This is a genomic window from Cecembia sp. (genome assembly GCF_007126775.1).
Taxonomy (GTDB): domain Bacteria; phylum Bacteroidota; class Bacteroidia; order Cytophagales; family Cyclobacteriaceae; genus Cecembia.
Window position 1 is genome coordinate 1 of record NZ_SLAP01000113.1, and the last position, 24,020, is coordinate 24,020.

The window sequence follows — 24,020 nt, forward strand, 5'->3', positions numbered from 1 at the left end:
ATAATTACCAATTCATTAAGTCTATCTCCAAAGTGCTTGTCCCATTTTGATTCTATATACTCCTGGTTTTCCACATAAGAAGGATAATACATTCTTTCTTTAAAAGACATACTTGCCCACCAGACACCTATTGGTTCGGCTTTTAAGGATCCTCCGGCCTGAGACCAAGACATCGCCTGGTCCTTTCTTGAAGCTATGTAAAATAATCCCTTGCTACGGATGATACCAGCAGGCCAGTTTTCGCTGATATAAGCCCAAAATCGCTGTGGATGAAAGGGTTTTTTATTTCTGAATACAAAAGAAGAAATACCATACTCCTCGGTTTCAGGTGTATGCTGCTCTTTTTCCAATTCTGCTTGCCAACCTGCTGAATTAGAAGCCTTCTCAAAATCAAAAAGGCCTGTATTTAAAATCTCACGGGAATTGATTTTGCTTTGGGAAGTAACCATGACTTTGGCTTCAGGATTCAGCTTTTGAATGATTGCTGATAGCTCCTTAAGGGTTTCCTGGGGGACCAAATCCGCCTTATTGATCAAAATCACATTGGCAAACTCAATCTGATCGGTAAGCAAATTGACAATAGATCGCTGATCTTCGGGATCATCATTTAAGTTTTTTGAATGTACCGTATCTGCCGATCCAAAATCCTTGTAAAAATTAAAAGCATCCACTACGGTAACCAAAGTATCTAGACGACTGAATCTTGAAAGATCGATGCCCTTTTCCTCATCTACAAAACTGAAGGTCTGAGCTACTGGAAGTGGTTCAGAAATACCTGTACTCTCTATTAACAAATAATCAAAGCGGTCTTCCTTGGCAAGTCTCTCAACTTCAAGCATTAAATCCTCTCTCAAGGTACAGCAAATACAGCCATTGCTCATTTCTACCAATTTTTCCTCTGTTCGGGAAAGGGTATTTTCCTGTCGTACCAACTGTGCGTCCACGTTGACTTCACTCATATCATTGACAATCACAGCAACCTTCAATCCCTCCTTATTATGAAGCACATGATTTAGAAGTGTGGTTTTGCCAGCACCCAAAAACCCACTGAGTACTGTTACCGGTAGCTTTTTTTTCATTTATTTATCAAGAATTAACTCCGCATCATATAAGATGAAATTGAGTTCGTCAATATCATCTTCGTTCAATTTCAACCTTCCACGGATTTTTACAATTTCATCCATCTTTACCCTTCGGCCGGGCTTCTTCTTCAAATAACCTACAACGATACTTTCAGGGCCAGCTCCTCCACAAAAAAAACACTCTGCATTGGGGAATTTTGACACCACCGCAATTTCAGAATTGTTCATATCCAGTGGAATATAAAAACCGGATAGCGTAACTAATTTGCCTTCAAATGCCTTCAACTCTTCTGGAAATTTGGGATATAAAAAATACATGCCAAACTCCCTGTTCAGCTTTTCAACAAACCTGGTTTTGGCAAATAAAGCCCACATATTATCTTCTCTGGCAACAAAAGAACTCGCTAGAATCAGTATTGTGAGGCAACCAATTGTTATTTTTCTCATCATTATTTTAAATAAGCGACAAGACTCCGGAATGAATTCCGGAGTCTATTGTCAACCATCATCATTCAATTGAAGAGAACACTATATGAATGAGATAGTTCAAATGTAATTATAATTTCAATATATATGCAACATTATTGCAAAAATAAATTCTGCTTACTTTCTCTTCTTGTATATATTTAAAACATGAAACTCCCTGAAACCTTGTATCCGCTTCCGGAAACTTTAAAACAAGTAGGAAAAAAATCAGCCTTTGTAGCAATTTCCCGACTGCTATTGTTTTTTTTGATGCTTGCCTTCTTGATCATTGGGCTAAGTGACAATAAGCTATTTCTTTTGCCTCTCCCGGTATTGGTACTGATTTTTGTGGCTTTGATCAACCGTTTTAATTATTACAAAGACCTGAAAGCATTTATCCATGAGCTACAGGCTATGGAAACCGAAGAAGCGGAGAGAAAAAAAAGAGCACTTAAAAACTTTGATCCAGGAATAGAATTTATGGAGAAAAATCATCCATTTTGTAATGATTTGGATCTTTTTGGCTCTCATTCATTATTCCAACTTTTGAATCATACAGTATCCGCTTCTGGAAGGAAATTATTGGCAGGTAGCATGAAAGCACAGATTGACCCTGAAAAGGCCTGCAAGAATTATTCTGCCATCGAGGAACTTCGGGAAAAAACCTTGCTGATCCAGCATTTTCAGGCCATTGGGAGGGCCTTCTTAAAGGAAGAAAAAGACAAGTCCAGATTTTACAATTGGCTCAAAGAACCTGAAAAATGGCATATTACTTATTTTTTATTTATTTGGATTGGTCCAATTGGCGGTGTCAGCCTTCTATTGGCAGCTTTACTAGGCTGGTTGCCGAGTGCATGGATGGGACTTTGGATACTTATTGGAATGGCTATCCTTTCTTTGATATATAAGGCCTTAAATACTGCTTCTAAAATTTGGCCCGGTGATGGCGACATTAAAACTTTCCGCATTTGGGCGCAATTTTTGGAGAAAACTGCATTCAAAGACCCCCTGCTTACTAAATTAAATACCCATTTTGCGGATGCCCAATTCTCCAAGGGACTGCATTCTTTGGAACAAATATCTTTCTTGGTTCAAAACCGACTTAACTTGGTATATATCATTTTGAACCTATTTTTTTGGCTGGACTTTTTCCTGCTTTGGCGATTAAGGCGCTGGAAAAGAGATTTTGGAACAGACCTCTCGGAAATTGAAAAAATCTTTGATCAATGGCAGGTTTACATCTCACTTGCAGCATTTTCAAACAGTTCGGGGCTTCAGGGTAAAATCAACTGGACTACCAATCCTCAATTTGAATGCAAAAATATAAAACACCCCTTGCTGAAAATTGATCAGGCCATAGGCAATGATTTTAACATGAAAGAACTAGAAAAAACTGTTCTCTTGACAGGAGCGAATATGTCTGGGAAAACCACATTTATGCGGACTTTGGGCATCAATTTGGTATTGGTAAATCTTGGTTTAAGACCCTTTGCAGAATCTTTATCAATCGGCAATTTTCAATTGTATACTTCCATGCGCAACACAGACAATCTCGGGGAAAGTGTCAGTTCATTTTATGCGGAACTTTTTAGAATCAAACAGATAATTGAAGCAGCTGAAAAAGGAGAGCGGATCTTTTTCCTCATGGATGAAATCCTCAAAGGGACCAATACCAAGGACCGGATCCTTGGAAGTGAGGCACTGATTAGTCAATTGGCATCAAAGCAGACCAAAGGCATCATTTCCACCCATGACATCGAACTCAGTGACCTGGAAAAAAGTCTTCCATACCTGGTCAATTACAGTTTTCACAGTGAAATTGCTGACAGTGAAATTTTGTTTGACTACAAGCTTAAGCAAGGTCCTTGCCCAAGTTTCAATGCGTACAAACTCATGCAGTTGATGGGTGTAAGGTTTGAATAACTATTGTCTTTGGCACAGTCCTTGCATTAAAATTTGATGAAAATCAATACTTTAACCCAACCCAAAAGCCATGAGTTCTTTATTATATTTGATAGCCTTAATTTTAATCATAGGTTGGATTTTTGGATTCTTCGTTTACAGCGTGGGCGGATTGATCCATATATTGCTGGTGCTTGCCATCATTTCTGTCTTATTGAGATTGATCGGAGGACGGGCAGTCTAGCTTAAAAACCGTTTGATTATAATTAGTTTGAAGCCCTTGCAAAAGGGTTTTTTCTATTTTTTCTCAAAGTTTCTTCAAGCTGTATTTTTATCTTACTTTTGGACAAACAAAGTGCATTGCCGTGCAAAACAATTACCAACAAAAAATCCTAGGTATTTTAGGAGGTGGCCAACTTGGACGCATGCTAATACAGTCTGCTATAAGTTACAATATCGATATTCATATCTTGGATCCGGATAGCAATGCACCTTGCAAATCCATTTGTCAAAAATTTACCCAAGGTAGTCTTGCTGACTTTGAAACGGTATATGCATTTGGCAAAGACTGCGACATCATCACCATTGAAATAGAAAACGTAAACACTGAGGCGCTGGAAAAGCTGCAGGAAGAAGGTAAGGAGGTTTTTCCACAGCCACATTTGATCCGTTTGATACAGGATAAAAGACTTCAAAAAACCTTCTACAAAGAAAATAGTATTCCCACCGCACCTTTTGTGCTTACAGAGAATAAACAAGCGGTAATCAATCAGACTGCATTTCTTCCGGCAGTCAACAAACTTGGTAGGGAAGGATATGACGGAAGGGGAGTACAAATCCTTCGGAAGGAAGAAGACTTGGAGAATGCATTTGATAAGCCTGGTCTTTTGGAGAAGCTGATAGATTTTGATAAAGAAATTGCAGTCATAGTCGCCAAAAACAAAAGGGGTGACATCATCAGCTATCCGTCTGTAGAATGCGCTTTTCATCCCACTGCCAATCTGGTAGAGTTTCTATTTGCGCCTGCTGAAATACCGGTCGAAGTGGAAAACAAAGCACAGGAGATCGCCAAAAGCGTAATCCAAAAGCTGGATCTAGTTGGTATTTTGGCAGTGGAATTATTTGTAACCAAAGCCGGAGAGATTCTTGTCAATGAAATCGCTCCAAGACCCCACAATTCAGGTCATCATAGCATTGAGGCCAACATTACCTCTCAATTTGAGCAACATTTAAGGGCGGTTTTGAATATGCCTTTGGGCAATACCACATTAAGGAGCCCTGCTGCTATGGTCAATTTATTGGGAGAAGATGGGTATCAAGGAGAAGTCTATGTGGAAGGAATGGATGAAGCCTTGAAGCAAAAAGGGGTTTATATCCATCTTTATGGAAAGAAAATAACAAAGCCTTTCAGAAAAATGGGACATGTTACCATTTTGGATGAGGACTTGGAAAACCTGAAAGAAAGGGCACAAGAAATAAAAAACATGATCAAAATTAAAGCCTGAAGCGCATGAGCATACAAGTTGGAATAATTATGGGCAGCCAATCGGACTTACCCATTATGTCAGAAGCCGCTATCATATTGGAGGAAATGGGGGTAGCGTTTGAACTTACGGTAGTCTCTGCACACCGCACACCCCAAAGAATGATTGATTATGCTCAAACTGCCAGGGAAAGAGGAATTAAAGTAATCATTGCAGGTGCAGGTGGAGCGGCACATTTACCTGGTATGGTGGCATCCATGACCTCATTACCTGTAATTGGAGTGCCAATCAAATCATCCAATTCAATAGATGGATGGGATAGTATTTTGTCCATTTTGCAAATGCCTGGAGGAATTCCAGTAGCCACTGTGGCCCTCAATGGAGCAAAAAATGCAGGAATACTTGCTGCTTCCATAATCGGTTCTTTTGACGCTGAAGTGGGCATTAAAATGGATCAATATAAGGAGGCGCTAAAGGAAAAAGTGGAGAAATCTGCTGCTGCAATTGAAACAAAAGGCTGGCGCTCATCGTTAGGCAATTAGACATTGATAGAAGGTTTACTAGATTGATTGAAGAGCGGGTCCCAAAAGATCCGCTTTTCCTTTTCCAAAACCATAAGAAATGGATCTAAAAAAAAATGTACGATTCAAATTGGGCTCAGAAAATTGGGAAATGCCCCTGGGAATTTTATTACTTTTGATAGGAATAGCTCTGATTTTAATGATCGTAGGAGCCTATCTGGGCTTTATGTTTGGGGAAAGACAGTTTGGAGCAACACCATAAAAAAACCCTGACCTCAAAAAGATCAGGGAAGCCTTTAAAATGGTAGGATGTCCTCTGCGTTTTCATCTGAAAAACTGCTAACATCTGGCATATTATCAGTTGAACTGACCTGTGCTGTTCCCGATCCGGCAGATCCTGACTTTTCTATTTTCCAGGCTTTTACATCTGTATACCAACGGCCATTATACTCCCTGCTCTCTATATCGATGAAAGCATTTACCTGATCGCCCTGTTTTACGGCAAACTGATCTATACCATCACCCCAAACCACTAAACATACTTTCTTAGGATAATTTCCTTCAGTTTCCAATATATATTCCTGCTTTCTCCATTGACCATTCCTACCTGTTCCATTGATTTCAGGCATCACCTGAACTATTTTTCCGCTGATTTCCATAACACATTTTTATCTTCAAAAACGAAGGTAATAAATTGCCAAGAAAATGCCTTATCATTAAGCTTCTAATAATAATGGCATGAATTTTTCTTTGATTGTAAGACACTTGGCACAATAAATGCAGATAATTTCGTTGATTTCTTACCTTATTTTTTGTTTTATATCTACTTGAAAACACCCTTTATAACCAAATTTTATTTTATAAAAAAAAGCTTTTGTGCAATTAGTTTTCAATAAAATTAACTATCTCCACAATTTTTATAAAAAAATCAAATTGTTTTTTGCATGTATGTTTTGGATTGAATACATTTGATCATAAGTAATTTTATTGTTTCACCCCTATTTCTATACTATGGCATAAACCTCTACGTTATTTAACAGTCTATTAGTATGAGTAAAAAGTTAGGTCCTAGAGACGCTGAACTGATTTCACAGTACAGAAGCGGCAATGAAGCTGCATTTGAAACTTTGGTAGACAGGTATAAATCAAGGGTTTATACTACAATCTATCTGATCGTAAAAGATCAAGGCGTAGCGGAAGATTTGCTTCAGGATGTTTTCATCAAAGTAATTCATAAGCTAAGTGCCGATGGATATAACGAAGAGGGGAAATTTCAGCCATGGTTGATGCGGATTGCGCATAATCTCGCCATTGATCATTTTAGAAAATCCAAACGTTATCCCACCATAGTAATGGAGGATGGCGCCAATCTTTTCAATACCCTTAGGTTTTCCGAAAATACCGTTGAAGATCAGAAAATCAAGGAAGATACCCTTGAACTGGTTAGAAAACTGATTGATGAATTGCCTGAAACGCAAAAACAAGTGCTGATTATGCGGCATTATATGGACCTGAGTTTTCAGGAAATTGCGGAACAGACTGGGGTCAGTATCAACACTGCATTGGGTAGGATGCGATATGCACTTATCAATATGAGAAAAAAGATGAAACAACTAAATTTTGCCTATGACAAAACCATTTACCCCAAATGACCTGGTAAGATACATCTATCAGGAAATGAGTGAGGGTGAGAATGAAAAACTAGTGCAGGCCTTGCGCGAAGATGGTACTTTGATGCAAGAATACCTCGAATTGCTGAGCACAATCGATCAATTGGATCAACTCATTCTACAACCTTCCGAAAAAGTAGTAAAGGGCATAATCAAAAAAGCCAATTCTACAGGACTCGAAAAAATCAAATCGTTTTAGAATAACGGTGAGCCTGAAAGTAAATCTTTCAGGTTTTTTTTATAAATGCCCGTTAATAAAATCCTCTATCTTTTGAATCAGTGCTTTATTGATCTCCTGAGTAAACCCATGACCCTGTCCAGGATAAACCTCAAAAAGAAAAGGAATATTATTTTCTATTAATTTTTCTTGCAACAAAAAACTCTGTGCAATGGGTACCACATCATCTTTATCCCCATGAAAAAAAGCAGTGGGAACTGCGTCAGGACCTATGAAATTTATTGGAGATGATGCCAAATACCGCTCACGGTCCGACTTTGGATCTCCTACCATTCTGGCCAATAAAAAATCTATAAGGAAATTGCCATCAGCCAAAGTCAACATATCGGTGGGTGGGAAAAGTGCAGCGACTAACTTCACCAGGCCATCATTGTTTTTGTAGCTGTGCAACAAACTCAAATGACCTCCGGCACTGCCCCCTGCAAGTACCACCTGTTCAGAGACATTCCATTCTTTTAGCTTTGATTTTATAGTTTGCAAAGCTTTTTGGATATCTTCTTCCTGATTCGGGAAACGGTTCAATCCACTGGCAATATCAAATAGCCTATAATTCAGAGAAATGTAAGCATAATCATTTTGAACCGCCTCAAACCAAGGTTTGAAGTCCCTAAACTCCCCTTTATCTCCATCAACCCAGGCCCCTCCATGGATCCAGATAAGTACCTTGGTGTTTTCTGCTGTCCGGTTTGCGGGGAGATAAACATCCATTTTCTGTCGCTGATGGCTCCCATAAGGCAAGTCCAAAAGTTCCAAAGGAACATTTGGGTCAAGAAAAAGATCCGGACCTGGATCGTCATGACAAGAAAAAATAAAAATAAAGCCCACAAAAATCAGTACTTTCCATAGAAGAATTCTTTTCATAAAATACATTGATTTTAATGGCTTCATACAATATTGGGCAAACGTTCCCATTAAATACTTGTTATAAATGATCAAGGTAAACATTTAAATCTTTAAAATTGTAAGAAACAAGGCTTCAATAATCATGCTCAAAAAAGAACGCTACGCTGCTTTTATCGATCATTTTTCTACCAAAATGCCTGTAGCAGAGACCGAACTGTCATACGGGAACCCCTTCCAATTACTGGTTGCAGTAGTACTTTCCGCTCAATGCACAGACAAAAGGGTCAATATGCAAACACCCGCTATTTTCAGGGATTTCCCTACACCTGAGCATTTGGCAGCATCTAATTTTGATGAATTGTTTCCATACATTAAATCCATTTCCTACCCCAACAACAAAACCAGGCACCTCCTTGGTTTGGGGAAGAAACTCGTTGAAGATTTCAACAGTGAGGTCCCATCTACAGTAGAAGAACTGATCAAACTTCCTGGAGTTGGCAGGAAAACCGCCAATGTAATCACCTCAGTGGTTTGGAACCAGCCCAATATGGCTGTAGATACGCATGTCTTTAGGGTATCCAAAAGGTTGGGACTAGTTCCTCAAAACTCCAAAACCCCATTGGAAGTAGAAAAGCAACTGGTAAAACATCTCCCCAAAAAACACATACATATTGCGCATCACTGGCTCATTCTTCATGGAAGGTATGTTTGCCTCGCCCGAAAACCAAAGTGCATGGAATGTTCCATTACCCATTTTTGCAGGCATTTCGAAAAGAATAAAGCAAAGATCATCGAAGAAGCAAATACTACACCGCTTACCAAACCTTGACATGTGCGGCATTAATGTAATCATAGGCTCCAATCAGGAAAAACAGATCGATCTGATGATGAAGGCTACCATGCATCGGGGTCCGGATCATTCGTCCTCCTGTAAAGTCAAAGAAGGGCTATACTTTGCCGGCAACCGCTTGAAAATTCTTGACCTTGGGCCAGCTTCCAATCAACCCCTTTGGACCAAAGAGAGAGATGCCGTTTTGGTTTGGAACGGAGCCCTTTACAATTACCAGGATTTAAGAAATGAACTCCTTGTTCTGGGTTATAAGTTTTTTAGTAACTCAGACTCGGAGGTGTTATTGTATTGGCTGAAACATTTTGGAACTGAAGGCATCTACGCCCTGAAAGGTATGTTTGCTCTTGCTTTTACCAACTTGAAGTCAAACCAAATGATTACCGCAAGAGATCCATCAGGAGAAAAACCGCTTTATTTTTCCCATAAAAATGGCAATTGGTATTTTTCTTCCGAAGCGAAAGCCATCCAAAAAGTATTGTCAGAGTCAGTAAAAATCAATTCAGAACAATTCTCATATTATTATTATTTGAGGCATACCCATCCTCAACAAAGCTTTTATAAGGACATCCTGCAGTTCCCTATAGGGACATGTTGGTCTTTCAACCTGAATAGTGGAGAAAAAAAAAGTTTCACATGGCTACCTAAAGCCAATTTGAAAAGAAAGGCTAATGCTGGGATTTTTCAGGAACTGCTCAAGGATGCAGTACTTAAAAATTTCCATGTAGAGAGGCCAGTAGGCTTGATGCTATCAGGTGGTGCTGATTCAAGCCTAATCTATTCCTTATGGTATGAAGAAACAGGAGAACCACTTCCTGCCTATACCATTACTTATCCTAAGGAAATACAGTACAAATATGCTGACCCAGGTTTTGTCAGGCAGTTAGCAAAACGCTACCCCATGCTTAACCGCCCTGTAGAAATAACATTGGAGAAAGTTAAAGCTAATTGGGACGCTTATATCAAAAGTATGGACCAACCTGTTGGTGACAGCGCAGGCTTTTTGACCTGGATATTGGCAAAAGAGGCATCAGCAGACATCAAAGTATTGATTTCAGGTGCAGGAGCAGATGAGCTTTTTGGAGGATATAACCGGCATATTGCCTTTTCGAAATACCTCGAAAAACCCAGATTCTGGGAAAAGCTCAAACAAATGGGGCTGGGTAACATCCTCCCATCGAATGCATCAAAGTTTCTGAACAGCATTGAAAAAAATCCTCATGATACATTTATTCAAATGGCTGCTTTGGAAAAAATCCCCGGTAAATTGCTTTTGGAACTGGGCAATTACTATCCAAAAAGTGAGGGCGACCTGAAAAATGCCCTTGAATGGGATAGAACTTGGTATTTGGTCAATGATATTCTCAAAATCCACGACAATACCTGCATGGCACACGGTGTAGAGGGACGGGCACCTTATTTGGACAGCGAACTGATTGCTTTAAGCCAAGAGATGAGCGAAACAGAACACCGTGATCAATTGGGAAAAAAATGGATAAAATCAGCCCTACAAAAAAGGGGATTAGGAGCCATATCAAAAAGGAAGAAACTGGGATTTGGTCTTCCTCTGGCCGAATGGATGCAAGAAAAAGATTTCAGCAGCTGGATTTTTGGCACCATTCAAAACATGGAGAAAGAATGGGGTTCTCATTTCCCAACCGAAATGCGTAACTTAGCTTTGAATCCAGGAAAAGCTAAAGGAAGGCAATTCCTACAGGTTTGGAATCTTTTTTTATTGGCATCCTGGTTGAAGCAGCATTAAATATGAGAATCATTTACATTCACCAATATTTTTTGACTCCCGAGGAAGGGGGAGCTACCCGTTCTTACTATTTGGCCAAAGGCTTGGTAGAAAACGGAGTAGAAGTAGAAGTAGTGACAGCCCACAATACTACCTATTATGATTTAAAAATAATAGATGACATCAAAGTACACTACCTTCCTGTGAAATATGACCAGCGTTTTGGTTTTTTCAAACGCATTTGGGCATTTTATAGATTTGTAATTGAAGCCAAAAAATGGATAATTAAACTTCCAAGGCCCGACCTCCTGTACATCACCTCCACCCCATTGAGTACAGGTTGGATAGGGCTGTGGGCCAAGAAAAAATTTGCCTTGCCCTACATTTTTGAAGTGAGGGATCTCTGGCCAGATGCACCCATTCAGGTGGGTGCTATCCGTAATCCCATTTTGAAGAAACTTTTATATGCATTCGAGAAAAAAATCTACAGAAGGGCGTTGAAAGTGATAGCCTTATCTCCTGGAATAGCAGAAAGTATCCGCACAAAATGCCCTGGATGTGAACTCCACATAGTTCCCAATTTTGCAGATGGCGATGTTTTTACAAAAGCGGAGAAATCCCTCCCGCTACTCAATAAATACAACTTGCAGGACAAACTAACAATTACCTATTCTGGGGCCATAGGGCAAGTCAACGCGGTGGGTGAATTGTTGGATCTCGCTTATTTGGCACAAAAAAATAAATTTCCTTTTCAATTCGTGGTGATGGGTAAAGGCTCCAAGCTTCCGGATCTACTGGACAAAGCAAAAAAATTAAAACTTAAAAATTTCAGTTATATTCCTTTCGGACCAAAAAAAGCTGTAGCGGAAGTAATGAACATTTCAGATGTCGCCTTTATCAGCTTCCAGCATTTGCCTGTGTTGGAAACCAACAGCCCAAATAAATTTTTTGATGCCATTGCTTCCGGAAAAGTCATTTTGATCAACCATAAGGGATGGATTTATGATCTGGTCGAAAGGTATGGGATTGGATACCATTATAATCCAAAAAAACCTTTAGAGGTGCTCTACTATTTAGAATTGTTGTCTCAGGACAAGCAGGTTTTAAACCGCAAGCAACAAAGTTCGAGAGAACTCTATGATAGATTTTTTACTAAGGAAAAGGCCATCAACCATCTTTTGGTAATTTTGGATTCCAAAAAATTTGGCGGAGATACTAAGGGCGGGGCTTATATCCTGACTGCCTGAAAATCTTTTCTGTATCAGATTCTATCATCAATTCTTGAAGAGAAAATTTATTGTTGTAGCGGTAGTCATCTACAATATTCCACCCTAACCACCTCCCTATTCGTCCAGGGGCATCAGGACTAATCGCATCAGTAAAAGGTGCCTCACCGATATATTTTCTAATTTCAAAGGGATTGGTATTATATAAGAGGTCATTTTCCACAAAATGAGACCATATCATTACTTCATTGGCAAAACAGGACGCTACTTCTTCCTCGGAATAACCGATAATATACTCGTCAGGGGTGCAGGGCAGAATACTTTTGGTAAAATGGTAAGACTTCCCGTAAAAGATCATATCTGCCAGTAAAGTGTTTTGGGACATATCTGTACGATTAAACTGTGTACTGATCGCTTTGACAATCATAGGTACCAAATACTCCCGCTGATACCGAATGGTCATATATTGAGGAAGGTCAGGAGGCTGAAAACGATGCTCAAAAGGAAGATAATAATCAAGGCCGATCACAAGAATTTCTTTATCCAGGTAAATATCAGACCCAAAGCCAGTAACAAATGTATAAACCTTAGGGACTCTAAATTCAGGAAAGTGATATTTGATATGCTTGAAAGCTGTCTTTAATTCTTCCTCCAAATCACCTATCTCAGCAAAGTTTATGCGAACCTCCTCATAAAGTTCTCTCATAGCACTGTCCCGATTGATCATAAGTAATTCTTCGAGCAACTCTTCTTCGGATGAATATAACCCAGCCTGAAGGAAATTTTCCCCAAACTCAGGGTAATCCAAAAGTAATTCCGAGAATTCTTCTTTTGATTCCGCCTGAAAAAATAGTTGTTCAAGACGTTCAAGTTGAAAGTCGATCTCAATCTCTAATATTTCTTCGTCCAAAATACAATCTTGGATTTTGTTCTTACATGCCAAAAAACCAAAAAGAAATAAAATAACAAGTGACAGTGATGTTATAAATCTTTGCATTGTCGGAATAGCTCGTATTTAAGGTAAACGCAAATTAAAACAATTCTTTATCAAGGGCCCCAAATGATTTTAGATTTTTCTGAGAAAGAACCGTTGAAAACAGGTCCTGATGAGGCTATTGGTACTTTAAGTAGGTGTCTATACAATTAAATACATTGACTTTTTGGAGCAGTTTATTTCTAATATGAAGACAGATATCCAAAACCAGCAAAAGATAATCCGTTTTTTTTGAAACCTTAATCGCTTAAACAAGTTTAAAAGTTGTAATTCTTATTACTAAACCAACAATTATTATGAAAAAGTATCGAATATTTAATTCCATTTTCACTTTTCCTCTAATGGGGATTTTCTTGGCTTTTACATTTTCATCATGCTCTGACGATGAGGATACTGTACCTGATATTCCCACACCGAACATCGTAGAAATTGCGGATGCGACTCCCCAATTCTCTACATTAGTTGCTGCTGTACAAACAGCTGGATTGATTGAGACCCTCTCAAGTCCTGGGCCATTTACAGTTTTCGCTCCCACAAATGATGCGTTTGGGACGTTTTTAACTGAAAACAACTTAACAGCCGATCAATTATTAGCTAGTCCAGATCTGGGAACTACACTTACATATCACGTAATCGGCGCTTCAGTACCTTCTTCTGCTGTAAGTCCTGGTAGCGTAAATACTGTTGCAGATTTACCGTTTTTCATCAGTGAGGCTCCAAATGGCAACCTTTGGATCAACGGAAATACGCGGATTGTTGACACAGACATCAACGCATCCAATGGTATTATTCACGTTTTGGATAACGTAATTACACCGCCTACATTGAATATTGCTGAAATAGCCATCGCATCTTCAACGGCTGAGGCACCAGAATTTACACAATTGGTAGCCGCTTTGGTGAGAGCTGATCTTGCCGGAGTATTCACAGGTGGTTTTGAAGACAATTTCACTGTTTTTGCACCAACTGATGCAGCTTTTGAGGAACTATACACTGTTCTTGGTGTAGGAGGAGTTGATGAAATTCCCTTAGAGACATTGACAAATGTACTTCTTTATCATGTAGTTCCTGCAAGGGCGTTTTCTCAGGATTTAAGAGAAGGGGCTGAATTGCCTACTTTATTAGATGATGCTACGTTAACAGTTAATTTGTCTGCATTGCAGATCAATGAATCCGGATTGGTTGCGGATATGTTAAACATTCATGCCACCAATGGCGTAATCCACGTTATTGATTCTGTTTTGTTGCCTGAATAAAGAAACATGAAATTCAATTTTAAGAGGTTTGGTAAATTTGCCAAGCCTCTTTTTATTTTAACCTGAATTTGATTACTTCAACATGTGAAAAATAAGTGGATAACAGCATTGGCCTATTTAGAGCACCTCAACCTAAAGAAAGCCTATAATTTTGTTCTATTGTACCTGTCTTTTCAGATCAGCAGGGCAATAAAAAAACCGGTTATTTGGGGGTACCCCAGTACTTTATCCATAGAACCAACCACAAGCTGTAATTTAAGATGCCCTGAGTGCCCAAGTGGGCTGAGAAGTTTCAGCCGTCCCACCGGGATGCTGTCGGAAGTACTTTTTTCAAAGGTGATAGCAGAAACAAAGGCTTATTTGACCTACTTACACCTATATTTTCAAGGAGAGCCTTTTCTTCATCCCAAGTTTACGGAGCTTATAGCCATAGCCAATAATGCAGGGATATTCACATCAACCTCCACAAATGCCCATTATCTAAATGAAAAGAATGTAGACAAAACCTTGGCTTCAGGATTGAAACAACTGATTGTCTCCATGGATGGAATAACCCAAGAAATCTATGAGGATTACCGCGTTGGCGGGAAACTTTCTAAGGTAAAAGAAGGGCTGTCTCTTTTATTAAAAAAAAGAAAAGATAACAATCAGAACTATCCAAGGGTCATCCTGCAGTTTTTGGTAACAGGGAAAAATGAACACCAAATCCCGGAATTGCAAGAATGGGCCAGCACTATGGGAGTAGATGAACTCCAATTGAAAACCACTCAGATTTATGATTTTGAAAATGGGTCTGAGCTTATCCCCAAAGATCTTAACTATTCCAGGTATATCCCGACAGAAAATGGCAAGTGGAAATTAAAAAAAGCGATTGAAAACAAATGCTGGAGGATGTGGCAAGGGGCAGTGATTACCTGGGATGGCCGGGTTGTCCCTTGCTGTTTTGATAAAGACGGCGCCCATGTTATGGGTAAAATTGGTGAGCAATCATTCAAAAAAATTTGGAAGGATGAGGTTTACCAATCTTTTAGAACCCAACTTTTAGAGGACCGAACAGAGATTGATATCTGTAAAAACTGTACAGAGTAAAGCCCTTTGGATGTAATTTAACTTGAGGATTATTTCTTTACAGCTGGGAATAATTATCTTTACGCTGATTTTATTCTATTTATATTGGAGAAAATGCCATAAAACCTTTTTGTTGGCGTTTGAATCGTTGAAGAAAAGGCGGTGAAAATTATATGAAAAACCAACCTTCCAAAGCCCATATCACCACATATTCCCTTTTGAAATATTTGGCATTCTTGCTGCTGGGTTTCCTTTTGGCTACCCAGGTCCCTTACCATTCCAATGCGCAAGGTCTGCCTGATATTGCTAGTATCAATGTGGATGAACTCACAGATGATCAAATTAGAGAATTGATAAGGAGAGCTGGTGAATCAGGAATCAATGAAATTGAACTGATCCAAATGGCACGTTTGAGGGGTTTACCCGCCCGGGAGACAGAAAAACTACAGCTAAGAATAGAGCAGTTGGAAATGGGAGGTATGAGCAGCAGGACCAGGACAACCGCCTCTAAAAGAGAACCACGGAAGCAGGTCGATTTCAATACAATAACCCAAGGCATTTTTAAAATGCAAGAAGACTTAGATGGATTGGATACTTCTTCATCCAATATTTTTGGGTCAGATTTATTTTACAACAAAAACCGAAGACTTACTTTCGAACCTAATCTCAATATGGCTACTCCTAAGAACTATGTTCTTGGACCGGGAGATATGGTATATGTAGATATCTATGGAGAATCGGAGCAGTATTATGAAGCCAATATCAATGCAGATGGTTTTTTGATTTTGGACAATATTGGCCCCATCAGTGTTTCGGGCAAAACCATAGAGGAGGCTGGCAGTATTATCAGGAACAGACTTTCTACTTACTATCCAGGAATCAGGGGCAGTAATCCCAGCACCTTTGTTCAATTAACCTTGGGAAATGTGAGGACCATTCAAGTACACTTGGTTGGAGAGTTAAGACTACCAGGTACATTCACACTGAGTGCTTTCAGCACGGTTTTCAATGCGCTTTATGCTGCAGGGGGGCCAAGTGAAAACGGTTCTATGAGAAACATCAAAGTCATCAGAAACGGGAAGCAAGTGGCCACAGTAGATATTTATGATTTTTTAGTCATGGGTAAGGCCAACCTTGACCTCAAATTACAAGATCAGGATGTCGTTTTGGTGGAGCCCTTTATAGCCAGGGCAAAAGTAACAGGTGAGGTAAAAAGACCGAAAATTTTTGAAGTCAAAGAGGGGGATACTTTTGAAGACCTTTTGCAGTATTCAGGGGGATTCACAGATGAAGCATTCAGGGACAGAATCAGTGTAACAAGAATTACCGGAAAAGAAAAAGCTGTTTCAGATATTTTCAACAGTCAGTTTGGACTTTTTTTGGTCAAAGGTGGGGACGCCTATCAGGTGGGCAGGGTACTGAACAGGTTCACTAATCGGGTACAGGTCAAAGGTGCCGTTTTCAGAGAGGGTGATTATGCACTTACTGAGGGGATGAGCCTGAGACAATTGATTAAAAATGCAGAGGGTTTGAGAGGTGATGCCTATATAGAACGGGCCAGTATTTTAAGAACTTTTGATGACCTGAGTACTGAGGTTTTGACAGTGAATCTAAAGGCTGTTCTAGATGGAACTGCCCCTGATGTTATTTTACAGAGAGAAGATGTAGTCCGTATTTCCAGTATCTATGATCTGCAAGAGGAGTTGTATGTACAGATCAATGGAGAAGTAAAGAATCCGGGCACTTATCCTTACTCCAAGAATATGGCTGTGGAAGAACTCATTATTCTTGCCGGAGGATTTCGGGAAGCAGCCAATGCTCAGGATGTAGAAATAGCCAGAAGGTCTTTAGAGACTGCTCAGGGAAACTTCGCTGATATTATTCCTGTAAACTTAAACACCAGCCTTATTCCAAATAATCAGTCCGCAATATTGGCACCTTTTGATATGGTGGTGGTAAGGAGGAAATCCAACTTTACACTGGACAAGTTGGTGAAGGTTGAAGGTCAGATCAATTCTCCAGGCATATTTCCTATCAAAAACGCCGAAGAGAGAATCTCCGATGTGATCAGCCGTGCAGGAGGACTTACTACTTTTGCCTACCCCAAAGGTGCAACGTTGATAAGAAGGACTGAGTTTTATGAGACTGAATCGGAACAGTTACGCCGACAACGCAACCTCTTAGACCTGCAACAAAGACTATTGATGGATCCAAATAGTAGTGAATCTCAAGAGCTTTTGCTTGAAAGACTTTTCAGGGATCTGGACAATATGCCAGATGAAATGGGTGAGGGGCTGGAGGCGGCAGCAACTAAGCGGGAGGTAATTACCGGCATCACCGAAAGCAAGGCCGATATTGCACCCGTAAAAATCAGACAGACGGAGGCGGTGGCCATTGACTTGGAGGGCATACTCAAAAATCCGGGTTCAGATCTAGACCTCATCCTTGAAGAAGGAGACATCATTTCCATTCCAAGACAGTTGCAAACAGTGCGGCTAAGAGGTGATGTGGTCTATCCCGCCACGGTAAGGTTTGAAAAAGAAAGGGGCATGAAATATTATATCAACCGTGCAGGTGGATTTGATATCCGTGCCAATAGAAAAAGGACCTATATTGTTTATGCCAATGGGGAAGTAGCAAGGACAAAGAGCTTTTTGGGCTTGAGAACTTATCCTTCCATGAGGCCTGGTTCTGAAGTAATTGTCCCTACCAAAGGACCCAGGGTACCTATACGCCCGGGTGAGCTTGTAGGCTTAGTCACTGGACTGGCCACCTTGGTATTAGTCATTACACAAATCAACCCACAATGACAAGCCAAAAACATATCATAGACGATAAAATTACACTAAAAGAAGTCGTCCAGCGCTTTCGATATTGGATGGTGTTTTTCCTCGGGAAATGGAAAATTTTGTTGATTGCAGGCCTGTTGGGCCTGGCGCTCGGTGCCATAGCCTCTGTTTTCAAAAAACCTGTTTTCCATGCAGAAACTACCTTTGTGTTGGAAGAAAATGACATGTCAGGACTAAATCAAATGTCAGGACTCGCCTCCCTTGTGGGCGTAAACCTGGGTTCGTTAGGTGCATCAAGTGGCCTTTTTCAGGGTGACAATATCATGGAACTTTACCGTTCCGACAATATGCTTGGCAAGACCCTATTGAGTTCCTTTGATGAAGGCAATTTACTAATCGACCGATACATTACTTTCAATAAGCTGGATAAGAAGTGGCAACGCAAGGTAAACCTCAGCTCCATGGATTTTTCCATTGATAGGGCTGCCTTTACGGTAAAACAGGATTCTGTGGTCAAAGAAATCGCAAAGCTCATACGGGAAAAACACCTTTCTGTAGAAAAGCCCAATAGAAAATTGACCATCATACAGGTCAATGTTACCTCTAAGGACGAGCATTTTGCCAAGGTATTCAATGAAACTTTGGTGGAGAATGTCAATGCTTTCTACTTTGAAACCAAAACGAAAAAAACTGCAGAAAACGTTTCCATCCTACAATCTCAGGCAGACAGCGTAAGGAGCATTTTGGATGAAAGCATCTTGGCTTATGCCAGCAGCACAGACCGGGTGCCCAACCCAAACCCTATCCTTCAGGCGGCAACAGTAGAAGCGAGGAAAAAGCAAGTGGATGTACAGGCCTCATCAGCAGTATATTCCGAGATTGTTAAAAATCTCGAAATAGCCAAAGTCAATCACAGAAACAATTCCCCGCTTATTCAGATAATTGATTCTCCAAGGTTTCCGCTAAAACGCTCAGAAATCCGCTTGGTTAAGGGGATGGTTTACGGCGCCATAATCTTGGGCTTCTTTGTACTTTGTTATCTTTTCCTTAGAGAATTGTACCGGCTTCATGTCAAGACAGTTGAAGCATAAATTTTATCATGTTAGATAAAATCCTCAGTTATCCTTACCTCAATCTGATTCGGAATAAATCGATTCAGAATTTTATTTTTCTAGGCTTTATTCAAGCTTCCAATATTCTTATTTCCCTTGTTTCCATGCCCCTGCTCATTGAATCAATTGGAGTGGATCAATTTGGACTGGTAAATCTTTCCCTTTCAGTAATTATCCTGCTGAATATTTTGGTGGGTTTCGGTTACAACCTCAGTGCTCCAAGAGAAGTTGCCATCAATCAAAAAAACCGGGGGAAACTCTCCCATCTGGTTTCAAATATCATATTCAGTAAACTCATATTGGCCTTTCTTGCCAGCCTTATCATTTTGATTGCTGTATTTGGCCTCAACTTGTTCAAAGAATACCAGGTGATTCTTGTTTTTTCGGTGCTGCTGCTGTTTTCTGAAGCGACCATCCCCCTTTGGTTTTTTCAGGGTCTGGAAAAAATGAAAATCATTTCCATGGCCAATGTATTCAGCAAATTGCTTTATCTCTTAGGTATCGTTTTATTTATCCATCAGCCCGATCAGGCCAAATGGGTCAATTTCATCCTGGGGGGTACCGGGCTAATGATGAACCTTTTTATCCTTCTTTATATTCATTATCAATTAGATATCCGCTTTTACAAGCCCAAAATCCTACAGATTTTCCAGTCTATAAGAGACAATTTACTTTTATTTTTCTCAAATCTTGCGTCCCATATTTCCATCAACGGGGGCCTGATTATCCTAAGTTTCTTTGCTACTGCTGAAACACTAGGGATGTTCAGCCTGGCAGAAAGGATTACAATGGTACTGCGTATGCTTCCCGCACTGGTAATACAGGCCATATATCCCAATGCCTCCAAACAATTTGAAAAAAACAGGCGTACATTTTATAGGTTTCTGAAAAAAGCATACCTCTATGGTATGATATTGGGTATTTTCCTTTCTGTTTTTACCTATTTTGCAGCGCCTTTTATCATCGAAGCTTTGGCCAAATCCCCACTTCAGGATTCCATTGCTTACCTGAAAATCCTTGCATTTGTCCCCCTTCTGGCTTGTCTCAATATTGCCAACGTCATGGCATTTCTTGTCACCGATAAAAAAAACGAATTGTTCAAAGCCTCATGGCTTATGTGCATCTATATGGTCACTGCCTCTCTCTTTCTCACTTCCAAATATGGAGGAATAGGCCTGTGTTATGCTTTGCTTTCAACAGAAGTAGTTATTTTTATTATCAGTACTTTCCTGAATTTTACCAAAAACAAAGACTTATTCCATGGATTCAAAAACTCCCTTTTCGGTAGCGCTGATCATCATTAATTGGAATGGGTTTCTTCTGACCAAAAGGTGCTTATTATCTTTAGAAAAAATCCTTTACCCAAAAGTACAGATTATTGTAGTGGACAACGGCTCTAAGGATGGCTCTCTTGAAAAACTGCAAAAGGAATTTACCACTCCCTATTACCTGAAAAATGACAAAAACCTGGGTTTTACGGGAGGGAATAATCTCGGAATTGCCTATGCTATGGACAAAGGCTTTGATTACATTGTATTGCTTAACAACGACACCGAAGTAAAACCGGACTTTTTGGAAGAACTCCTCAGAGTGCAGCAAAGTCATCCCAAAGCAGGCCTGGTACAGCCTCTGATTTTATTTCAGGATGAACCCGACAAGATCTGGAGTGCAGGTGGAAAATATATAAAACCACTAGGTTTGGCCAAGACAAGGGGAGATAGAATGGAGATGAAAGATTACCAGCTCAGAAATCAACTTTTGGATTGGGCCACAGGCTGCTGCTTACTCATTCCAAGGCATGTTATACAGGAAGTCGGTCCTTTGGAAAATTCCTATTTTGCTTATTTTGAAGATGTAGATTGGTCCCTCAGGATAAGGGCTGCCGGTTACAGGATTTATTTGGCTTCAAACAGCCTGATATTTCATGAGGGCAGTGCTTCTTCCAAAAAAGCACATGAAGAAGGTACGCTTAGCCCTACTGTCTTTTACCTCCATGCCAGAAACCAATTATTCCAGCTAAGAAGGCATGTAACAGGATTTCACAAATTGACAGCATGGCCATATCATATGCTTAAGTATCTTGCATGGATGTCTTATTTTTGCCTGAGAGGCCGATTTAAAAAAATGAAAGCCGTTGCCAAAGGTATCCATGACGGCATATATTTAGACCATAGACAAGCGGAACCCTTATGTCCTTGATTGTATTTTCCATCATAGCATTGTTGACATTGGTACTCCTCCTTTGGGTGCTGAATGGCGTCGTAATGCATGGGAAATGGGAATATGCCGTTTTTTTTCTTTTATTTTTTCTTCCATTCTACATCAGCATACTGAGTATAGTTTACCTGACCACCGGCTCTTCTTTAATGGTCAACAGTTTTCAGTTTCTCAAAGAAATAGTAGTACTTTTGGCTGTTTTTTCCTTTGTGCTCTACAATAAAAATATTTTTGAATACCCCTTTAGACTCCATAGGGTGGACTATTTATTCCTATCCTTTTTGGGGCTTGCCTTCCTTTACCTTTTACTTCCTCTTGGGGAAGCAAGTACCCTGAACAAAACATTATATTTTAAAAACATGTTGATTCCAGGCCTGATCTATTTCTTGGGTAGAAATACCATTTTTGAAGACAGAGAGGTGAAGGTGATTTTCAAGGGTATATTTTTCATTGCCATTGCTGCCTTTTTGGTCAATCTCTTTGAAAGGGCCATCGATACCCACTTGCAGTCCCTGACTGGATATGCCTTATTTAATGAGGACATCAACGATATTGAACCCACAGGTAATTTTGGATTGACCTGGACATTTGAAACCCAAGCCGTCACAAAACGCCTGGCTTCCTTTTTTTCCGACCCCTTGGAGTTGGCCAGCTCTGTACTTCTTGGATTTTCAGCTGGCCTTATCTGGTTTTTGACAAGCAAAAGAGAAAATTGGCTGCTGCCAACATTGGTCATGATCTGTTCTATGGGAAGTCTCTTTTTTGCTGCTTCCCGTGCTGCCTTTTTGGCATTTTTTGTCATGATATTTTTTGTTGCCATCATTTTCAAACTGTATCGGCTTATCCTTTCCGGCTTTATTTTGGTCTTGTTCTTTGTTATTTATGTAATCTTTTTTGCCTCTGAAGACTTTTATTACTTTGTTGTGGATACGATTACTTTTGAAAACACCTCCAGTATAGGTCACTTGGTAGAGTGGCTGCTGGCATTGGATTCCATGATAGCCAATCCGGGAGGTATTGGGCTGGCGATGAGCGGCAATGTGGGCAGTGTGGAAGATGAACTCAGGGTGGGTGGAGAAAACCAATTTCTGATCTATGGCGTGCAGCTCGGTTGGCTGGGTATGGGCCTTTACATACTGATGTTGGGATATGGTATCTGGACAGCACTTAAAGTCTTCAATGAAAGTGATGAACTAATGACCGCAAGGATCGCTTTCGTTGCTGCTTCGGTCAAATTCGGTCTGCTTTTACCGCTTTTCACCGCCAATGCAGAAGTTTATACTTATGTGTCCTGGCTCAGCTGGTGGATGATAGGCTATACTGTCTTTGCATTCCAAAGGCTCAGGTATCCCAAAACCACATTGGCATGAAAAAGAAAAAGGTATTTGTAGACCTCTTCTATCTCAATACGGCATTGACAGGTATCAAAACCTATATGCTGGAATTCTGTGAGGCAGCAAAAACATTTCCTACGGAGGATGTGGTTTACATTTTTTCCCATAACCATCAAAAACAGGCAGATAGTACCTTTTTCCGTGGAGATGTGGCCCGTTGGAAGAAACTGTTCTATCATTTATATTATTTTGCATGGAAACAGCTTATTCTACCTTTTAAAGTTAAAAAATCAGGAGCAGATGTGCTGCTTTGCTTTGATTTTATCGCTCCTGCTTTTCCATTGAATACCAAAAAACTTGTGGTAGTGCATGATGCTTTCTTTTGGCAAATGCCTCAAAATTACAATCGCATCTGGAGGGGCTATTTTATCCCAATGATTCATGCAGGATTGAAAGGAAATACGACAGTAATTACCACTTCCCATTCAGCTAAAAATGCCTTAGAAAAAAATGCAGGACTTCATCAAAAAATTGAGGTGATTTATCAATGTCCAAAACTTCTCCCCGAGTCAGGCGAAGATAGGGTTTTGGATAAACTCGGATTACATCCAAAATCTTATTTTCTTCATGTAGGGAGTTTCGATAAAAGAAAAAGAATTCCCACCCTTGTAACCGCCTTTGCGGAAATTGAAAAACAATATCCAGGTAAGTTTTCCTTGGTACTTGTAGGAGAAAAAGGGCTCAGCAGTGCTTTGGATGATTACCGACAGGTAGTACAAAAAATCAAAGAGAAAGCATTGGAGCATAAGGTTGTACTGCCAGGTTTTCTACCGGACAGGGAAGTAAAAGCCCTTTACCAAACTGCTTTTGCCTATGTATTCCCTTCCTCCAATGAGGGCTTTGGTATCCCTGTAATTGAAGCCATGCGCAGTGGTATTCCTGTCATAATTTCAGATCAGGATGCATTGTTGGAAATAGCAGGAGAGGCAGCACTCATCCATGAGATGGATAACCCATTGGATTTAGCAGCGCAAATGAAAGAATTGATCGAAAAACCTAAGCTGATAGATGCACTTATTTTAAAGGGCCAACAAAGAGCCAGGGGTTTTTCAAGAGAGGGATTTATAGGTGGTTTTTTGAAACTGATCTAATCCCTTGTATAGATGAGGTTGAAATCCTAAAAGATACTGACCTAACAAAAAATTTCAAATATAATTTTTTGTATTTTAAA

General features: G+C 39.9%; 23 protein-coding genes. 18 read left to right on the forward strand and 5 right to left on the reverse strand.

Annotated elements, in window-relative coordinates; genetic code table 11:
- Together QZT73_RS07605 and QZT73_RS07610 are read right to left on the reverse strand one after the other, a co-directional pair.
- A partial coding sequence (locus QZT73_RS07605; protein ID WP_291787500.1) for a GTP-binding protein occupies positions 1-1,079 on the reverse strand: 1,079 nt, incomplete at its 3' end.
- Entirely contained in the window at positions 1,080-1,532 is a 453-nt protein-coding gene (locus tag QZT73_RS07610; protein WP_363331089.1) for a hypothetical protein, read from the reverse strand.
- A 183-nt stretch (positions 1,533-1,715) separates the two neighbouring features.
- On the opposite strand from QZT73_RS07610, the gene QZT73_RS07615 reads away from it, so the two are divergent.
- The 5 genes from QZT73_RS07615 to QZT73_RS07635 all read left to right on the forward strand — a co-directional run bounded on the left by QZT73_RS07615 (position 1,716) and on the right by QZT73_RS07635 (position 5,716).
- Positions 1,716-3,470 (forward strand): DNA mismatch repair protein, encoded by a 1,755-nt coding sequence (locus tag QZT73_RS07615; RefSeq protein ID WP_291787501.1) that lies wholly within the window; start codon positions 1,716-1,718, stop codon positions 3,468-3,470.
- A 70-nt stretch (positions 3,471-3,540) separates the two neighbouring features.
- Positions 3,541-3,693, forward strand: coding sequence for a lmo0937 family membrane protein (locus tag QZT73_RS07620; RefSeq protein ID WP_291777340.1), 153 nt, complete (start codon positions 3,541-3,543; stop codon positions 3,691-3,693).
- A 121-nt stretch (positions 3,694-3,814) separates the two neighbouring features.
- Positions 3,815-4,954, forward strand: a complete 1,140-nt coding sequence (locus QZT73_RS07625) for a 5-(carboxyamino)imidazole ribonucleotide synthase (protein WP_291777343.1) — start codon at positions 3,815-3,817, stop codon at positions 4,952-4,954.
- 5 nt (positions 4,955-4,959) lie between these two features.
- Positions 4,960-5,475, forward strand: coding sequence for a 5-(carboxyamino)imidazole ribonucleotide mutase (purE, locus tag QZT73_RS07630; protein WP_291777345.1), 516 nt, complete (start codon positions 4,960-4,962; stop codon positions 5,473-5,475).
- Positions 5,476-5,554: 79 nt separating this feature from the next.
- On the forward strand, positions 5,555-5,716 hold the full coding sequence (locus tag QZT73_RS07635) for a hypothetical protein (protein ID WP_291777348.1): 162 nt from the start codon (positions 5,555-5,557) through the stop codon (positions 5,714-5,716).
- Positions 5,717-5,750: 34 nt separating this feature from the next.
- Here the strand turns inward: QZT73_RS07635 and QZT73_RS07640 are convergent, their stop codons facing one another.
- The gene (locus tag QZT73_RS07640; RefSeq protein ID WP_291777351.1) at positions 5,751-6,113 is read right to left on the reverse strand and encodes a DUF3127 domain-containing protein; all 363 of its coding nucleotides are present in this window, start codon (positions 6,111-6,113) and stop codon (positions 5,751-5,753) included.
- A 390-nt stretch (positions 6,114-6,503) separates the two neighbouring features.
- Here QZT73_RS07640 and QZT73_RS07645 point away from each other — a divergent pair, with 390 nt between their 5' ends.
- Positions 6,504-7,106: a sigma-70 family RNA polymerase sigma factor gene (locus QZT73_RS07645; protein WP_291777352.1), complete on the forward strand. Its 603-nt coding sequence runs from the start codon at positions 6,504-6,506 to the stop codon at positions 7,104-7,106.
- On the forward strand, positions 7,081-7,323 hold the full coding sequence (locus tag QZT73_RS07650; RefSeq protein WP_291777356.1) for a hypothetical protein: 243 nt from the start codon (positions 7,081-7,083) through the stop codon (positions 7,321-7,323). Before QZT73_RS07645 ends, QZT73_RS07650 begins: the two co-directional genes overlap by 26 nt.
- 39 nt (positions 7,324-7,362) lie before the next feature.
- Here the strand turns inward: QZT73_RS07650 and QZT73_RS07655 are convergent, their stop codons facing one another.
- Positions 7,363-8,223: an alpha/beta hydrolase gene (locus QZT73_RS07655; RefSeq protein WP_291787502.1), complete on the reverse strand. Its 861-nt coding sequence runs from the start codon at positions 8,221-8,223 to the stop codon at positions 7,363-7,365.
- A gap of 124 nt (positions 8,224-8,347) precedes the next feature.
- On the opposite strand from QZT73_RS07655, the gene nth reads away from it, so the two are divergent.
- From nth to QZT73_RS07670, 3 genes are read left to right on the forward strand one after another with little or no spacing between them, the layout of a single operon-like run.
- Positions 8,348-9,034: an endonuclease III gene (nth, locus tag QZT73_RS07660; RefSeq protein ID WP_291787503.1), complete on the forward strand. Its 687-nt coding sequence runs from the start codon at positions 8,348-8,350 to the stop codon at positions 9,032-9,034.
- A gap of 1 nt (position 9,035) precedes the next feature.
- A complete protein-coding gene (asnB, locus tag QZT73_RS07665) occupies positions 9,036-10,814 on the forward strand; it encodes an asparagine synthase (glutamine-hydrolyzing) (protein WP_291777364.1) in 1,779 nt (592 codons plus the stop codon).
- A 2-nt stretch (positions 10,815-10,816) separates the two neighbouring features.
- Positions 10,817-12,040, forward strand: a complete 1,224-nt coding sequence (locus QZT73_RS07670; protein ID WP_291777367.1) for a glycosyltransferase family 4 protein — start codon at positions 10,817-10,819, stop codon at positions 12,038-12,040.
- Here QZT73_RS07670 and gldB read toward each other — a convergent pair.
- Positions 12,009-12,929, reverse strand: coding sequence for a gliding motility lipoprotein GldB (gene gldB, locus QZT73_RS07675; protein WP_363331090.1), 921 nt, complete (start codon positions 12,927-12,929; stop codon positions 12,009-12,011). The genes QZT73_RS07670 and gldB overlap by 32 nt on opposite strands.
- A gap of 380 nt (positions 12,930-13,309) precedes the next feature.
- Between gldB and QZT73_RS07680 the strand changes: the two genes are divergently transcribed.
- The 8 genes from QZT73_RS07680 (at position 13,310) to QZT73_RS07715 (ending at position 23,940) form a co-directional block, all read left to right on the forward strand.
- Positions 13,310-14,269 carry a fasciclin domain-containing protein gene (locus QZT73_RS07680; RefSeq protein ID WP_291777373.1) on the forward strand — a complete coding sequence of 320 codons (960 nt, stop codon included), beginning with the start codon at positions 13,310-13,312 and terminating at the stop codon, positions 14,267-14,269.
- Between the two features lie 84 nt (positions 14,270-14,353).
- Positions 14,354-15,358, forward strand: a complete 1,005-nt coding sequence (locus QZT73_RS07685) for a radical SAM/SPASM domain-containing protein (RefSeq protein WP_291777377.1) — start codon at positions 14,354-14,356, stop codon at positions 15,356-15,358.
- 152 nt (positions 15,359-15,510) lie between these two features.
- The gene (locus tag QZT73_RS07690) at positions 15,511-18,147 is read left to right on the forward strand and encodes an SLBB domain-containing protein (RefSeq protein ID WP_291787504.1); all 2,637 of its coding nucleotides are present in this window, start codon (positions 15,511-15,513) and stop codon (positions 18,145-18,147) included.
- Positions 18,144-19,217: an exopolysaccharide biosynthesis protein gene (locus QZT73_RS07695; protein WP_291777384.1), complete on the forward strand. Its 1,074-nt coding sequence runs from the start codon at positions 18,144-18,146 to the stop codon at positions 19,215-19,217. Before QZT73_RS07690 ends, QZT73_RS07695 begins: the two co-directional genes overlap by 4 nt.
- Before the next feature lie 8 nt (positions 19,218-19,225).
- Positions 19,226-20,542: an oligosaccharide flippase family protein gene (locus QZT73_RS07700; protein ID WP_291777387.1), complete on the forward strand. Its 1,317-nt coding sequence runs from the start codon at positions 19,226-19,228 to the stop codon at positions 20,540-20,542.
- The gene (locus QZT73_RS07705) at positions 20,499-21,437 is read left to right on the forward strand and encodes a glycosyltransferase family 2 protein (RefSeq protein ID WP_291777390.1); all 939 of its coding nucleotides are present in this window, start codon (positions 20,499-20,501) and stop codon (positions 21,435-21,437) included. Before QZT73_RS07700 ends, QZT73_RS07705 begins: the two co-directional genes overlap by 44 nt.
- Positions 21,428-22,825: an O-antigen ligase family protein gene (locus QZT73_RS07710; RefSeq protein ID WP_291777394.1), complete on the forward strand. Its 1,398-nt coding sequence runs from the start codon at positions 21,428-21,430 to the stop codon at positions 22,823-22,825. The genes QZT73_RS07705 and QZT73_RS07710 overlap by 10 nt, the downstream gene beginning before the upstream one ends.
- On the forward strand, positions 22,822-23,940 hold the full coding sequence (locus QZT73_RS07715) for a glycosyltransferase family 1 protein (RefSeq protein WP_291787505.1): 1,119 nt from the start codon (positions 22,822-22,824) through the stop codon (positions 23,938-23,940). The genes QZT73_RS07710 and QZT73_RS07715 overlap by 4 nt, the downstream gene beginning before the upstream one ends.
- Positions 23,941-24,020: the final 80 nt, after the last annotated feature.

Excerpts from the sequence above, each read along its gene's own strand:
- QZT73_RS07610 (WP_363331089.1), bottom strand. The coding sequence starts at position 1,532 with ATGATGAGAAAAATAACAATTGGTTGCCTCACAATACTGATTCTAGCG.
- QZT73_RS07615 (WP_291787501.1), top strand. The coding sequence starts at position 1,716 with ATGAAACTCCCTGAAACCTTGTATCCGCTTCCGGAAACTTTAAAACAA.
- QZT73_RS07620 (WP_291777340.1), top strand. The coding sequence starts at position 3,541 with ATGAGTTCTTTATTATATTTGATAGCCTTAATTTTAATCATAGGTTGG.
- purE (WP_291777345.1), top strand. The coding sequence starts at position 4,960 with ATGAGCATACAAGTTGGAATAATTATGGGCAGCCAATCGGACTTACCC.
- QZT73_RS07635 (WP_291777348.1), top strand. The coding sequence starts at position 5,555 with ATGGATCTAAAAAAAAATGTACGATTCAAATTGGGCTCAGAAAATTGG.
- QZT73_RS07640 (WP_291777351.1), bottom strand. The coding sequence starts at position 6,113 with ATGGAAATCAGCGGAAAAATAGTTCAGGTGATGCCTGAAATCAATGGA.
- QZT73_RS07645 (WP_291777352.1), top strand. The coding sequence starts at position 6,504 with ATGAGTAAAAAGTTAGGTCCTAGAGACGCTGAACTGATTTCACAGTAC.
- QZT73_RS07650 (WP_291777356.1), top strand. The coding sequence starts at position 7,081 with ATGACAAAACCATTTACCCCAAATGACCTGGTAAGATACATCTATCAG.
- QZT73_RS07655 (WP_291787502.1), bottom strand. The coding sequence starts at position 8,223 with ATGAAAAGAATTCTTCTATGGAAAGTACTGATTTTTGTGGGCTTTATT.
- nth (WP_291787503.1), top strand. The coding sequence starts at position 8,348 with ATGCTCAAAAAAGAACGCTACGCTGCTTTTATCGATCATTTTTCTACC.
- asnB (WP_291777364.1), top strand. The coding sequence starts at position 9,036 with ATGTGCGGCATTAATGTAATCATAGGCTCCAATCAGGAAAAACAGATC.
- QZT73_RS07670 (WP_291777367.1), top strand. The coding sequence starts at position 10,817 with ATGAGAATCATTTACATTCACCAATATTTTTTGACTCCCGAGGAAGGG.
- QZT73_RS07680 (WP_291777373.1), top strand. The coding sequence starts at position 13,310 with ATGAAAAAGTATCGAATATTTAATTCCATTTTCACTTTTCCTCTAATG.
- QZT73_RS07690 (WP_291787504.1), top strand. The coding sequence starts at position 15,511 with ATGAAAAACCAACCTTCCAAAGCCCATATCACCACATATTCCCTTTTG.
- QZT73_RS07695 (WP_291777384.1), top strand. The coding sequence starts at position 18,144 with ATGACAAGCCAAAAACATATCATAGACGATAAAATTACACTAAAAGAA.
- QZT73_RS07700 (WP_291777387.1), top strand. The coding sequence starts at position 19,226 with ATGTTAGATAAAATCCTCAGTTATCCTTACCTCAATCTGATTCGGAAT.
- QZT73_RS07705 (WP_291777390.1), top strand. The coding sequence starts at position 20,499 with ATGGATTCAAAAACTCCCTTTTCGGTAGCGCTGATCATCATTAATTGG.
- QZT73_RS07710 (WP_291777394.1), top strand. The coding sequence starts at position 21,428 with ATGTCCTTGATTGTATTTTCCATCATAGCATTGTTGACATTGGTACTC.
- QZT73_RS07715 (WP_291787505.1), top strand. The coding sequence starts at position 22,822 with ATGAAAAAGAAAAAGGTATTTGTAGACCTCTTCTATCTCAATACGGCA.